Origin of the sequence: Micromonospora sp. NPDC051296 (assembly GCF_040682255.1) — a bacterium.
GTDB classification, from domain to species: domain Bacteria; phylum Actinomycetota; class Actinomycetes; order Mycobacteriales; family Micromonosporaceae; genus Micromonospora; species Micromonospora craterilacus.
This window is the reverse complement of record NZ_JBFBAO010000174.1, coordinates 1-13,941: the sequence shown is the minus strand read 5'-3', so window position 1 is coordinate 13,941 and position 13,941 is coordinate 1. Positions and strand designations below refer to the sequence as shown.

The 13,941-nt window shown below is 71.8% G+C and carries 11 protein-coding genes; 3 read left to right on the top strand and 8 right to left on the bottom strand.

Features of this window, described 5'->3' with window-relative positions; translation table 11 throughout:
• Positions 1-74 precede the first annotated feature (74 nt).
• The gene (locus AB0M52_RS19050; protein WP_363955132.1) at positions 75-1,235 is read left to right on the top strand and encodes a PQQ-binding-like beta-propeller repeat protein; all 1,161 of its coding nucleotides are present in this window, start codon (positions 75-77) and stop codon (positions 1,233-1,235) included.
• A gap of 24 nt (positions 1,236-1,259) precedes the next feature.
• Here AB0M52_RS19050 and AB0M52_RS19045 read toward each other — a convergent pair whose 3' ends face one another.
• A complete protein-coding gene (locus AB0M52_RS19045) occupies positions 1,260-2,438 on the bottom strand; it encodes a peptidase C39 family protein (protein WP_363955129.1) in 1,179 nt (392 codons plus the stop codon).
• A 135-nt stretch (positions 2,439-2,573) separates the two neighbouring features.
• Between AB0M52_RS19045 and AB0M52_RS19040 the strand changes: the two genes are divergently transcribed.
• Complete coding sequence (locus tag AB0M52_RS19040) at positions 2,574-3,242, top strand: response regulator transcription factor (RefSeq protein WP_363955127.1); 669 nt, start codon at positions 2,574-2,576, stop codon at positions 3,240-3,242.
• Positions 3,242-4,429 (top strand): HAMP domain-containing sensor histidine kinase, encoded by a 1,188-nt coding sequence (locus AB0M52_RS19035; protein WP_363955124.1) that lies wholly within the window; start codon positions 3,242-3,244, stop codon positions 4,427-4,429. The genes AB0M52_RS19040 and AB0M52_RS19035 overlap by 1 nt, the downstream gene beginning before the upstream one ends.
• An 81-nt stretch (positions 4,430-4,510) precedes the next feature.
• Here the strand turns inward: AB0M52_RS19035 and AB0M52_RS19030 are convergent, their stop codons facing one another.
• The 7 genes from AB0M52_RS19030 to AB0M52_RS19000 form a co-directional block, all read right to left on the bottom strand.
• The gene (locus AB0M52_RS19030; RefSeq protein WP_363955121.1) at positions 4,511-6,754 is read right to left on the bottom strand and encodes a carbohydrate binding domain-containing protein; all 2,244 of its coding nucleotides are present in this window, start codon (positions 6,752-6,754) and stop codon (positions 4,511-4,513) included.
• A 93-nt stretch (positions 6,755-6,847) separates the two neighbouring features.
• The gene (locus tag AB0M52_RS19025; protein WP_363955118.1) at positions 6,848-9,145 is read right to left on the bottom strand and encodes a carbohydrate binding domain-containing protein; all 2,298 of its coding nucleotides are present in this window, start codon (positions 9,143-9,145) and stop codon (positions 6,848-6,850) included.
• Between the two features lie 129 nt (positions 9,146-9,274).
• The gene (locus AB0M52_RS19020; protein WP_363955116.1) at positions 9,275-10,393 is read right to left on the bottom strand and encodes a mandelate racemase/muconate lactonizing enzyme family protein; all 1,119 of its coding nucleotides are present in this window, start codon (positions 10,391-10,393) and stop codon (positions 9,275-9,277) included.
• Positions 10,390-11,193, bottom strand: coding sequence for an ATP-binding cassette domain-containing protein (locus AB0M52_RS19015; RefSeq protein ID WP_363955113.1), 804 nt, complete (start codon positions 11,191-11,193; stop codon positions 10,390-10,392). Before AB0M52_RS19015 ends, AB0M52_RS19020 begins: the two co-directional genes overlap by 4 nt.
• Positions 11,190-12,143: an ABC transporter ATP-binding protein gene (locus AB0M52_RS19010; RefSeq protein WP_363955110.1), complete on the bottom strand. Its 954-nt coding sequence runs from the start codon at positions 12,141-12,143 to the stop codon at positions 11,190-11,192. Before AB0M52_RS19010 ends, AB0M52_RS19015 begins: the two co-directional genes overlap by 4 nt.
• A gap of 3 nt (positions 12,144-12,146) precedes the next feature.
• On the bottom strand, positions 12,147-13,043 hold the full coding sequence (locus AB0M52_RS19005) for an ABC transporter permease (RefSeq protein ID WP_363955107.1): 897 nt from the start codon (positions 13,041-13,043) through the stop codon (positions 12,147-12,149).
• On the bottom strand, positions 13,040-13,941 hold a 902-nt coding region (locus AB0M52_RS19000; RefSeq protein ID WP_363955104.1), incomplete at its 5' end, for an ABC transporter permease. The genes AB0M52_RS19000 and AB0M52_RS19005, both read right to left, overlap by 4 nt.

The window sequence follows — 13,941 nt, the reverse complement described above, 5'->3', positions numbered from 1 at the left end:
GAGCATGGACAGCGCGGTCTGGGCGAGGGAGGCCGCGCCGAGGTCCAGGCCCGCCGGGCCGGTGAGCCGCTCGGGTGCACGCGACGCTGCCCGGCAGCCTGGCGTCCGATCTGATCCTCGCGGAGGATCAGATCTTCACCGTCGCACCCCGGCCCGGCGTGACCGACGGCACCCAGGACTTGGTCGCCTACCCCCGGCCGGAGCGTGCCACCGTCACGCCGCAGCGGCTCGCCCCACTGTGGCGGATACCCGTGCCGGCCGGCCACGTGGTCCTCCGGGCGGAGTCCGTCGACGACCTCGGCGTGCTGGTTTCCACCGCCCGGAGCCGCACGGTCGCACCGCTCGACACCACCGAGACCATGCTGCTCGACATCTCCACTGGGCAGCAGCGCTGGCGAGCGCCCGGGTTCGCGACGCTGCACGCGTCTGGACGCGTGCTGCTGCAGACGTTCGGCTCGGAGGAGCCGCTCACGCTGGGGGCGGTGGAGTTGGCCAGCGGCCGTGAACTGTGGTCGACGTGGTTGCCGGCGGGCGCCTGGCCGGCGTACCACGAGCGCGACGGCATGGTCGACGCCATCGTGGTGTCCACGGCCGCTGGCGACGTCGAGGTGCTGGACCCGGGGACGGGTGCGGTCCGGCACCGCCTCCCCGCCCTCGACGACGAACCGGCCGGTCATCGGAACGTGGCGGTGTTCGGTGACCTGGTGCTGGTGATCCGTAACCAGACGACCGTCACCGCGTACGACCTGGACGGGCTGGTCCAGCGCTGGGAGGCGACCGTGTCGCTGGCCAGTTACGTCACCCCGTGCGGCGCCCTGGTCTGCGCCCGGAGCAGCGACGGCGGCCTGCACCTGTTGGACCCGGACACCGGGGCCGTCCGGGGAAGCACCGAGCAGGTCGACGTCGTGCTGGCCGGGAGCGGGCGCGCCCTGGCGACCACCAGCGGGAGCAGCGACGCCCTGGGTGTGATCGCCGTCGACCCGGCGACGGGAAAACAGTTGGCCGACTACGGCGTCTGGGATCTGGTCGGCAGCTACGAGTACCTCCCACACCTGCTCGGGGTGCGCGCGCTGCCCGAGATCGGCCTGCTGCTGGCCCGATTCGACCCGGCCGAACCGCAGCCGCGTCGCGTCGACGTGCTGACCGGCGCCACCGGCGGCTGCCAGTACCGGTATGACCTGATCGCCTGCCGTCGGGGCGACGGGTCCTTCGGGATATGGCAGCTGCGCGGCTGAGCAGACCCGCAGCGGACAGTTGGGCTACCAGTTCGGCTGGGCCGGTCGCGCGGGCAGCGGCACCTCGGGCGGCCGGATCACGTACGCCATCCCGCCGCTGCCGGTCTGCCAGGTGGCCTCGAAGCGGTCCCGGGGCACGGTACGGCGTACCGCGTCGTCGGTCGGGGCGTACGGGTCGTTGAGCACCGGGTCGCCCGCCGAGGTGAAGCCGACCAGCACCAGCAGGTGCCCGGCCGTGTCGTAGTCGAGCCCGGGCACCTGCCCGCGGCGGTACGCGGCGGAAAGCACCAGCGGGATGCCGGCGGCCACGAACGCCTCCGCCTCGGTCAGCGACCGCAGCCGGGTCACGAAGGCGTCCATCCCGTGCAGCCCGGCGTACGCGGTGGTGAAAGACCAGTTCCCGGTCCCGGCGTACGCGTGGTCGTAGCACTGTCTCGCGGCGTGCACCACCGCCGGCCGGGGACCGGGCGGGCGGACCCACGCGTAGTGCCGCGGTGCTGGCGAGGCGTCCCAGTACGCCAGCACCATCGCCGCCGACGTGGGGCTGCACCAGGCGTCTCCGCCGCCGCCCCAGTTCGGGGACCGGTCGGCGTGCAGCCGCTGCGACCAGCACGGTACGTCCAGCACCCGCCCGCGGCCCGTTGCCGGCGGGTGTGCCGGTGCGTTGGCCGCCGGTGGGGCACCGCAGGCGACCGCGCCGGCCGTGCGCAGCACCGGGCCGCGTCGGGCACCCTCGGGGCGCAACAGGGTCATCCGCAGTTGCCAGCCGGTCACGGTCGCGTCGCCGACCAGCAGGGTGTCGGTCTCGACCCGGGCGGCGGCGTCCCGCTGGCCGGGTATCGAGGTGCGCCGGACGGCGGTCTCGTCGGCCGCCCAGTCGCCGAGCGCGTACCAGCCGGTGGTCGGCGCGTCGCCGTGCCAGCCGCGCAGCTCGGCGCGCAGCCAACAGCCGGCCGGGGCGTCCGCGGTCCAGGAGGGCACCACCTCGCGTACCGCGAAGCCGACCGGCACCGGCGGCGACGTCCAGGTGCCCCACTCGTACCGGCGGGTCCGGCCGTCCGGGTCGGGGTGGGTCAGCCGCTCCACCGCGCCACCCGGCGCCAGCCCGCGCCGGCCGGCCCGTAGCCCGATTCGGCTGCCGGTGGCCAGGTCGGCGGGAAAGCGGAAGCCCCGGTACGCGATGTCCCGCCCCGATGTGGTCACGTACCGACTCCCGTCGCTTCCTGCCGGGAGCATCGCTCCCGGCGAAGGTTTCCGGCAACCCTGGCCGGGGCGGTACGGCGGCTTGGCCACTGACACTAGGTTGTCGGGTGGTCGCGGGCGAGGAGGGGGCTGGACATGCGGGTACTGGTGGTCGAGGACGAGCGCAACCTCGCCGACGCGATCGCGCGGGGGCTGCGCAAACGCGGGATGGCCGTGGACGTCGCGTACGACGGCGACAGCGGTCACGAGATGGCCTTCGTCACCCGCTACGACGTGGTGGTGCTCGACCGGGACCTGCCCGGCATGCACGGCGACCAGATCTGCGCCGAGCTGGCCGCGTCCGGCGCGTTGACCCGGGTGCTGATGCTGACCGCCAGCGGGACGGTCGCCGACCGGGTCGAGGGGTTGCAGCTCGGCGCGGACGACTACCTGCCCAAGCCGTTCGCCTTTGACGAACTGGTCGCGCGGGTGCAGGCGCTGGGCCGGCGGGCCACCCCGGCGGCCCCACCGGTGCTGGAGCTGGCCGACCTGGTGGTGGATCCGGCCCGCCGTACGGCCACCCGGGGCGGCGTGCCGGTGGAGCTGACCAACAAGGAGTTCGGCGTGCTCCGCGAGCTGCTCAAGGCGCGCGGCGCGGTGGTGTCCAGCGAGGAGCTGCTGGAGCGGGTCTGGGACGCGAACACCGACCCGTTCACCACCATCGTCCGGGTCACCGTGATGACGCTGCGCCGCAAGCTCGGCGATCCTCCGCTGATCGAGACGGTGGTGGGCGCCGGCTACCGTACGGCCGAGGTGCCGGCGTGATGGCGGTCCTGCGGCGCCGGCCCAGCCTGCGCCTGCGCCCGACGCTGCGGCTGCGGCTGACCCTGCTCAACGGCGTCCTGCTGGTCGGGGCCGGCGCGATCCTGGTGCTGCTGGCCTGGCTGCTGGTGCGCGACGCGCTGCGACCCACCGACGAACTGCTGCCCGGCACCACGGTGCTGCTGGCCGACGGGCGCTCGCTGGACGCGGCCGCGTGGCAGCGGCAGTTGGTCGACTCGGCCTCCGGAGAGCTGCTGGCCAAGGGGCTCGCCGCGCTGCTGGCGATCGGGGTGGTCGGCGTGGTCGGCGCGTACGCGGTCGCCGGCCGGGCGCTGCGGCCGCTGCACCAGGTCACCGCCACCGCGCGGCGGCTCGGCGAGACCACGCTGGACCAGCGGATCGGCTACTCCGGCGCGGACGACGAGGTGGCCGAGCTGGCCGACACCTTCGACGCGATGCTGGACCGGATCGCCGCCGCCTTCGAGGCGCAGAAGCGGTTCGTCGCCAACGCCTCGCACGAGCTGCGTACGCCGCTGGCGGTGATGCGTACCGAGATCGACGTGACGCTCAGCGACGACGAGGCGGACACGGCCGAGTACCGCCGGATGGCGACCGTGGTGCGCGACGCTTCCGAGCGGGCCAACGGCCTGGTCGACGCGCTGCTGGTGTTGGCGCGCAGCGAGGCGCAGACGGGTCGCCGGCTCGGCCGGCGCACCGAGTGCGACCTGGCCGCCGGTACCGTCAACGCGCTGTCCGCGGTGCGCCGTGAGGTGGAGCGGATCAAGCTGGACGTGCAGACCTCACTGGAACCGGCGCCGGTCGTCGGCGATCCCGGTCTGCTGGACCGGCTGGCCGGCAACCTGATCGAGAACGCGGTCCGCTACAACCACCTGCACGGCCGGCTCTGGGTGCGGACCGGGTCGGACGGGCAACGCTCCTGGCTGGTGGTGGGCAACACCGGCTTCGAGGTGGACCAGGCCGACGTGCCGGGGCTGTTCGAGCCGTTCCGGCGGGGTGGCCGGGAACGGACCGGGGCGCGCGGGTCGGGGCTCGGCCTGTCCATCGTCCGGGCGGTGTGCGACGCGCACGGCGGCACGGTGGCCGCCGTCGCGCAGCCCGGTGGCGGTCTGGAGGTGACGGTCGACCTGCCGGCGGCGGACGCCGAGCCGGCGCCGGACCCCGGCCGCTGAGGCCGCCGAGCAGGTGATCCCGTTCTGGGTACGGCCGCGGCCGTACCCAGAACAGCATCGAAGAGAACTGGGCGGAGCCGCCTACGGGCGAAGCTGGTTGGCGAAGACGTGCTCCGCCAGCGCGTTGCCGGAGGCGACACCGGCGTCGGCGTCGATCCGGAAGTGCACCCCGAGGTAGATCCGGCTTATCGCGTTCTCGATCGCCGCCTGGCTGAAGCTGGTGAAGCTCCGGGTGACCCCCGGCGCGTACGGGTCATCGGTGGCGGCGGTGAAGGCCAGGTCGTCGGTGCCGAAGTAGAGCCGCATGATCCCCGCCCAGGCCCCACCGAAGGTGGCGTGCCCGGAGGCGTACGCCGGGAACGGCGGGGAGAAGCTGACCCCGGCGAGGTCCTTGGACAACGGTCGCCAGTTGGCGTCCGCGACGGTTTCCGGTCGCCCGTCCTCGTGGGCGCGCTGGATCGCGGTCTCCGGTCGCCACAGGTCGATGCTGGTCAGGAACTTTCCGTCGCGGGCGACGATGCCGGCGTCCCCGAGTGCCAGCCCCACCAGCCCGTAGAGCCGGACGTTCTCCATGATGGTCAGGCCACGCTGCACCGACAGGATCGTGGTGTGGTCCAGCAACTGCCCCGGCGGCTTGTACGTGCCGTCCAGGTCGTTGGCCCAGAAGTGGGCGATCTCGGTCTGGGTGGCGGTACGCGAGGTCGAGTTCCTCGCGCCCAACTCCTTGACCTCGTTGAGCTGGACGCCGTACTCAGGCTTGCTGAGCAGATCCGCGTAGGAGGTGGCGCCCAGCGGCGACGGCGGGCGGAACTGCGCGCCCGAGGTCATCGCGAACGGCGTGACCAGACCCCAGTTCGGCGCCAGCGCCGGCCGGGAGTCCGTGGGCCGCCACGAGCCGGGAACGTTGTCCAACTGGTACGGCGTGTTGTTGGCGGAACCGTCGTTGCTCCGGGCCTGGATCATGGCGTCGGCTGCTTGCGCGCCGATCGAGGAGCCCCGGTCGAGTTGGAGCTGGCTGGTGCCGGTCGGAAGCTGGGCGGTGGCGTGGGTCAGGTTCGTGGTGAAACTACGGCCCGGGAACGCCGCCACCAGCGCGGTGTACGCCGCCTTGTTGATCGCCGCTTCCAGGGACGGGGCGACGCTGTCCGCGGTGACCGGCACCCGGACCAGGTACGGCTGGCTGGTCGGCACCACCGAGGTGGCCGCGTCGTAGATCGCGCCGTGCATCATCGCGCCGGCTCGGGCGAGCACGGTCGGACCGGCTGCGGTGCCGGTCGAGGCGCGGTACGCGTCGAGCAGCACGCCGTTCCAGTAGCGCACCGGATCGAACGGCGCCTCGGTCAGTTCGACCAGCGAGACGTTGTCGAGCCAGGCAGTGAACGCGGGACCGCCGCCAAGGTGAAAGATCACCTGCGCGTCGCTGGCGGCCAGCGGAGAGGTGAAGGTGAACGAGAAGTTCTGGGGGGTGGTGGTGAGGTTGATGCCGCGACTGAACGGCGCAGTGTACGGGGCGGCCTCCCGCTGCACGATCGCCTGGACGGTACGCGCGGTGCTGGCCGAGGCGTCGAACTTGATCCGGTAGGAGCGACCAGCCCGCAGCGTCAGGCCGCTCAGACCGACGATGTCGTCCCAGGGCTGGGCGGTGGTGCCGCCCACGTTGATCCGGAGCCGTTGGCCGTCCACGCCGAGCTGGGTCGCGGTGTTGCTACGCCACCAGGGTGTGGTGGCGCTGTCGAAGGTGCCGTTGCCGATCAGCTCCGTCTCGATCAGGGAGATGTTGTCCAGGCACACGGTCACCGCCTGCGACCGACCGCCGAGTTGAAAGACCAGCTGCCCGCTGGAGGTGCCGATCGAGGAGGTGAACGGGACCGAGATCCGGCGCAGGCCAGCGTCGGCTTGGACGCCCTGGTCGAGGGTGGACGTCTGTGGGGCGGCTTCGGGCTGCACCCGGGCCCGGATGTGGACCGAGGCGCTCGCCGAGACGTCGAAGGTGAGCGCGTACGCCTTCCCCTGGGTCAGGGTGATGCCGCTCTGGCCGACCAACGCGTCGTACACGTTGGTCGTACCGCCGGCCACGTCGACGCAGAGCTGCCCGGCGGCGACCTGGAAACTGGTGTGCTGGCTGTTCCACCAGGACGCCGTGGAGCCGGTGCCGAAGGTGCCGTTGCTGATCAGCTCCGCCAGGGGCGACGCCGACGCTGGTTGGGCGGGTGCCGCCAGGGTGCTTCCCACCACCGTGGCGAGCACGGTGCCGGCCAGCAGGCGGGCGAACCGTCTGGGCCGGGAACCCGGTGGTGGCAACGCGGACATGGGAGAACGGACCACTGAGCACTCCTACAGGGAGGGAATCGACATGTGCCGACGCCAGCATGGTCCGCTTCAACATCACATCGATAGCGCTACCGCTACAGCGAGTAGCTAACCGCTTGGGTCCGGGACCGCAGCTTCCTCGACGAGCGAGAGGTTGGCAAGCATGACGTGGTAGGTCTCGGGATGACCGCCGAGCTGAAAGGTGATCTCCCCCCGCTCGGTACTCCGGTCCGCGACGAAGGGAAGCCGCTGATGGCAGGGCACCAGATCGGCGTCGAGGTCACGCATGAGCGTCGCCGGATACTCGGGGGGTAGGTTCTCCTGCACGGTGACCCGGATCTGGGTCGGGGCGCTGGTGAGAATGTCGAACGAGAGAATGTAGCGCCGCCCCTCGACCAGCCGGACGTCCCGGTACATGAGGATCGCGTCCCAGGGAACGGCCGTGCCGCCCAGCACCCGGGCCCACAACCGGCCGTGCCCGGCGGAGACGTCCACGGTGGCCGCGCTCATGTCCCAGGGACCGGCGGTTCCGGTGGTGAAGCCACTGTCGCCGACCAGTTCGGTGCCGGCGGGTCGGGGCCCGGCCGCCGCGCACCCGGCCGCCGGAGCGCTGACGACGGCGGTACCGCTGGGCGGCTCACCGAAGTCACGACGGTCGGTCCGGCCCTCGGACGGCGACTGCTGGCCGTCGTGGAGCACCCTGGTGCCGGTCACACCGGCGGCCCCGCCGATCAGGAAGAAGACCAGCGCCGTCGTGGCGAGCAGCCGCCAGCGGCTCGTCGACCCCGGTACCGCCGGTCCGGCCGTTCGTAGCGGCGGCGGCGACGTCACCGGTGCTCGTGGCGTCAGCAGTGACCGCACCGGCGGCTGCGGCGCCGGTGGCCCGGCTGACCGATCGGGCTCCGGTACGGCCCCGTCGACACCGGCGGTCGAGGCCGGAACCCTGCCTTCGCTGGCGCGGTCCTCGCGGGCCGCCGGGGTCTCGGTCAGTGCCAGCCACGCCTGCCGCCAACGTTCGACCTCGGTCTCGATCTCGTGTTCCCGACGACGCCGGGCACGCAGGCAGGCCCGTACGAACGACTCGACGAACTCCAGTCGAGGCAGTCGGGGCAGTCGCTTGCCGGCGAGCACCTCGTGGGTGGTGCTGCTGGGCAGGGCCTCCAATCGCCGGCCTCCCGGCCCCGAACGGGTCCCGGCCAGTTCCCGCAGGTCGCGCAGCCGGGGCCCGAGGGCGGCGGCGAGCTGGTCGGTGGTGAAGACGCCGTACCCGGGCAGGAAGGGCTCGCCGTCGGCGTCGGTCTTGCCGTGGATCGCCGGCGCCGCCGGGCAGCCGTAGAGGGCCTCCTTGAGCATCCGCTCGATCAGCGGACCCTTCTCCTCCACCACGAAGACCTGCTCCAGCCCGTCGGCGAAGGCCCGCCACTCCCCCGTCGACACCGGCCACAACGCCAGCACCTTCTTCACCCGTACGCCGGCGCGGCGCAGGCCGTCGTCGTCCAGGCCGAGCCGGTCGAGGGCCCGTCGTACGTCGTAGTAGGTGGTGCCGGGCGCCACGATGCCGATGCGGGCGGCCGGCGGCGCCACGGTGACCGGGTTGAGCTGGTTGGCCTCGATGTAGCTGGCCGCGATGGCCCGGCGGTGGGTGACCAGATCCCGCTCGGCCTCGCGCATCGGCGGGCCGGGGGTGTTGACGCGCAGCTTCGGTGTGTAGCCCGCCTCGGGCAGCACGAACCGCAGCCGGTCGGGGGTGACGTCCGCCGAGCCGGAGGCGTCGGCGAGGTCGGTGACCATCTTGAAGCCGACCCAGAGTCCGCTGGCCCGGGACAGCGCGATGCCGTGCGCGGCGAGGTCGAGGATCTCCTGCACGTTGCCGGGGTAGAGCAGCGGCATGCCCCAGTCGATGAACGCGCCGTTGCTGTCGGTCGGGAAGTTGGTCGAGGCGGCGTCCGGATCGTCACCGGCGATCACGAGTACGCCGCCGTGCGGCGCGGTGCCCCTGATGTTGGCGGTACGCAGCGCGTCGCCGGCCCGGTCCACCCCGGGGGCCTTGCCGAACCACATGCCGAATACGCCGTCGACGGTGGCGCCGGGCAGCTCGTTGACGGTCTGGCTGCCCCACAGCGCGGTCGCGGCGAGATCCTCGTTGAGCCCCGGCTGGTGCCGGATCCGGTGCTCGGTCAGCAGCGCCTGCTGACGGTTCATCTCCAGGTCGACCCCGCCGAGCGGCGACCCGGGGTAGCCGGAAACCAGACCGGCCGTGTCCAGGCCGGCCGCGACGTCCCGCCGGCGCTGGTCGAGCAGCACCCGGACGAGCGCCTGGATCGCGGTCAGGTACACCTGGCCCTCGCCCCGGGTAAACCGGTCGGCGAGGGTGAAGTCCGAGCCGGGCTCGTTGGTGATCGTCATGGGTGTCATCCCCGTCCGGGCACCAGTCGGGCCCTTGAGTTGACGTCTATGTCAAGTTTTCGCGCCGGCGCGCCCGCCGTCAAGAGGCCAGGGCCACCCGACGCGTCCGCGCCGGCGCTCAGGAGAGAGTCAGTGCCCGACGACCGAGCTGGCGTCACCGACGGTGAGCCGGCGGATGGTCAGCTTGTCGATCTCGTCCTCGTCGATCTCGTACCCCAGACCCGGCTTGGTCGGCGCGTCCACGTACCCGTCGGCGTTGACCCGCAGGGTGTCCTTCATGCCCTGGTCCAGCACGCCGGTGGGGACCGGCAACTCGACCAGGTCGCAGTTGTGGATGGCGAGCATGACGTGGAAGTGCGCGGCCTGGATCAGCGTCGAGCCGTAGCTGTGCGGCTCGAACTTCACCCCGAACGCCTCACAGAGCGCGGCGGTCTTCTTCATGGCGGTGATGCCACCGGTCCAGTCACCCACCGAGCGCACCGAGTCCACCGCGTGGTTCACCAGGTACGGGGGCACGAACTTCAGGCCGCCGCCGACGCTCTCGACCGCGGTGATCGGGATGGAGAAGTACCGGGTGAGGTCGGTCAGGCCCTGGATGTCGGCGTCCTCGATCGGCGCCTCGTACCAGTAGAAGTCCAGCTCCTCCAGCACCTTGCCGACCTTGAACGCGCCCTGCCGGTCGTACGCGTTGACCGGGTCGAGCATCAGGTCCATGGTGTCGCCGACCGCCTCGCGGACCGCCCGGCAGACCTCGATGTCCTTGTCCGGCACCCCGAAGGCGTGCAGCTTGTACGCGGTGAAGCCCTCCTCCCGGCACTGCAACGCCAGGTCGACATACTCCGGCACGGTGTCGTAGCGCACCGTGCTGGCGTACGCGCGGACCCGGTCGCGGGCCGCGCCCAGCAGCTTGTAGACGGGCTGCTCATGGATCTTGCCGACCAGGTCCCAGAGGGCGATGTCCACGCCCGAGGAGACCGCGTTGGGGGCGGTCAGGTTGTCGGTCAGCTCGTAGGAGAACCGCTCGATGTCATGCGGGTCCTGGCCGACCAGCGTGTCGCGGACCCGGGGCAGCATGTCCTCGAACTGACCCGGCCCGGCCAGCCAGGTGATGCACTGGCCCTCGTGACCCTCGTCGTCCCGGATACGCAGCAGGATCATGCCGACCCGGCGCGGCGGGAGCTGGTCCTTCCACTGGAACTCGAACTCGGTCGGCTTGAGCAGTTGGGCGGACACTTCGGTGATCTTCACGGTCGGATCCTCTCTTCCTCAGGCTCCAGCGAGCGCAGCTCGGAGGCGGCGATGAGGCTGCGGGTGTACTCGTGCCGGGGGTTCCCGAGCACCTCGGCCACCGTGCCCTGCTCCACGATCTGGCCCTTCAGGAGCACGGCGACCCGGTGACACAGATGGCGCACCATGTGCATGTCGTGGGCGACGAAGATGTAGCTCATCTGGAACTTGTCCTGCAGGTCGAGCAGGAGGTTCGCGATCTGGGCGCTGACCGAGACGTCGAGGGCCGACATCGGCTCGTCGAGCACGATGACGTCCGGCTCCTCGGACAGGCTGCGGGCGATCGCCACCCGCTGCCGCTGCCCACCGGAGAGTTGGTGCGGGAACCGGTCGGCGAACTCCGGCGGCAGCGACACCAGGTCCAGCAGCTCGGCCGCGCGGGCCCGCCGCTCGGCCCGGCCGGCCCGGCGTTCGATCGACCGCCGCTCGGTGATGATGTCCCACAGCCGCCGGCGCGGGTTGAGCGAGCTGTACGGGTTCTGGAAGACCGCGGAGACCGAGTTGAAGAAGTCGCGCCGGTGCTCGGCGGCGAACTGCGACTGGGCCGTACCCCGGAAGCTCACCGTGCCGCTGGTGGGCTGTTCGATGCCGAGCAGGATGCGCATCAGCGTGGTCTTGCCGCTGCCCGACTCCCCCACCAGGCCGACCATCTCGCCCCGGGCGACACCGAAGCTGACCTCGGTCAGCGCGTGGGTGGTGCCGGCAGTGCGGCTGCGGTACGTCTTGGAGACGTCGACGGCTTCGAGAATTCTGTCGCTCATGAGTTCACCGGGTTCCAGCAGGCGTACGACGCGCCGTCCGGCCGCTTTGTCGTGGCCGGCATCTGTTGACGGCAGATCTCGGTCGCGCTCGGGCAGCGGGGGGCGAAGGGACAGCCGGGCGGCATCGACGTGAGCGACGGCGGGCTGCCGGAGATCGCCCGCAGGCGCTGCCGGGGCCCGACGTCGAGCGAGCTGGCGTCCAGCAGCGCCCGGGTGTACGGGTGCGACGGGTTGTCGGCCACCGCGGTGAGCGGGCCGGACTCCACCACCACGCCGCCGTACATCACCGCGACGTCCTGGCAGACCAGCCGGGCCACTCGGATGTTGTGGGTGATGAACATCGTGGTGAGGTGACGCTCCCGGCGCAGCCGGTCCAGCAGCCGCAGGATGCCGATCTGGGTGGTCACGTCGAGCGCGGTGGTCGGTTCGTCGGCGATGAGCAGCTGCGGTTCCTTGGCCAGCGCGATCGCGATCGCGACGCGCTGCCGCATCCCGCCGCTGAACTGGTGCGGGTGCTCCTTGAGCCGGGCCGCCGCGTTGACGATGCCGAGCGAGGTGAGCAGGTCGACGATCACCTCGTCGCGGCGGGCCCGCTCGACGTGCGGCATCGCCTCGACGATCTGCGAGCGGATCGTGTAGAGCGGGTCCAGCGCGGTGGTCGGGTCCTGCGGCACGAAGCCGATCAGCGTACGCAGGATCTCCCGCATCTGCCGGGGCGTGGCCCGGGTGACGTCGGTGCCGCCGACCCGGATCTCCCCCTCGGTGATGTCGCCGATCGGTGGGCGGATCATCCGCATGACGCTCATCGCCACCGTGCTCTTGCCGCTGCCCGACTCCCCGACGATCGCCATCGCCGAGCCCTTCGGCAGGGTCAGGGTGACGCCACGGGTGGCGGCGGCGGCCTGCCCGCCGAGGAAGTAGTGGGTGGTGAGGTTGGTGATCTGCAGCATCTCCTACCGCCTCGTCGCGGGGTCGAGGGCCTGGCGGAGCCAGTCGCCCAGCAGGTTCGCCGCCAGCACGGTGAGGCTCAACGCGACGCCGGGCACCACCGGCAGCCACCATGCCGTGGCGAGGAAGGTACGCCCGTCGGCGAGCATGTTGCCCCAGGAGGCGGCCGGCGGCGGGACGCCGATGCCGAGGAAGCTCAGCGAGCCCTCGGCGATGATGGCCAGGCCGACCTGCAGGGTCGCCAGCACCAGCAGGGTCGGGATCAGGTTCGGCACGACGTGCCGGGTGATCGCCCAGAACCGGCCGCCGCCCATGATCCTGGCCATGGTCACGAAGTCCTGGTGGCGGATCCGGATCACCTCGCTGCGCAGCACCCGGGCGTACTGCGGCCAGCCGGCCACCACCAGCACCAGGATCACCACGGTGACGCCCTTGCCGTAGATGGCCACGATGACGATGGCCAGCAGCACCACCGGGAAGGCCATCGACGCGTCGGCGACGCGGGTCAGCACGGTGTCGAGCCGGCCGCCCAGGTACCCGGCGAGCAGCGCGACGACCAGGCCGAACAGGCCGGCGATGAGCACCGCGCCGGCCGCGACGAGGAACGACACCTGCGCCCCGGCGAGCAGCCGGCTGAGCACGTCGCGGCCGAGCTGGTCGGTGCCGAGCAGGTAGCTGGCGCTGCCGCCGGCGAACACCGGTGGCTTGAGCGACTGGCTCAGGTCGACCTTGTTCGGGTCGTGCGGCGAGATGAGCCCGCCGAACGCGCCACATAGCGCGAAGATCGCCATCACCGTTCCGGAGAACCAGGGCCAGCGGCCGGACCGGCGACGCGGTCGGCGCCGCGACCGGACGCCCGGCGTGCCGGTGCGCGAGGTCGTCGGTGCGAGGTCGGTGGTCATGCCGGCGCACCCACCTTCTGCGGCGCGGCCGTCGAGTGCGTACGCACCCGCGGGTCGAGCCAGCCGTAGGAGAGATCGACGAGGAAGAGCAGGGCCACGAAGACCAGGGTGTTGATCACCACGATGCCCTGGATCAACGCGTAGTCGCGGGCCTGGATGGCCTGGATGGCCAGCTGCCCCACCCCCGGCCAGGCGAAGAGGTTCTCCACGACGATGGTCCCGGAGAACATCGCGCCCAGTTGGATGCCGGCGAGGGTCACCACCGGCAGCGAGGCGTTCCGCAGGATGTGGGTCACCAGCACGGCCGGCGCCACCCCCTTGGCGCGTTCGAACAGCGTCTGGTCCCGACCCACGATCTCCAGCACCGAGGAGCGGGTGAGCCGGGCGATCGAGGCGAGCGGGAGGGCGGCCAGCGCGCAGGCCGGCAGGATCAGGCTGGCGAACCCTTCCGACCCGAAGGCGGGCAGCCAGCCCAGGGTGATGGAGAACAGCAGGACCAGCAGCATGCCCAGCCAGAACGGCGGCACCGACTGCCCCAGCACCGACAGCGCGCGCACCGCCTGGTCGTACCGCGATCCGGCGCGCATCCCGGCGACGGCGCCCAGGGCGATGCCGACCACGAGGGCGATGACGAAGCCGGTGAGCGCGAGCTGGGCGGTGTTCAGCATCGCCGGTACGACCAGGTCGGTGACGGGCTGGCGGTAGCTGACGCTCTGACCGAGGTCGAAGGTGACGATGCCCCGCAGGTAGTCGAGGTACTGCACGTAGATCGGCTGGTCCAGGCCGTAGCTGACCCGGATCGCCTCGACCTGTTCAGGCGTGGCGTCCGCCGGCGCCAGCAACGCGGCCGCGTCCCCACCGAGCCGCGCCAGGAAGAACACGATCGTGACGATGACCC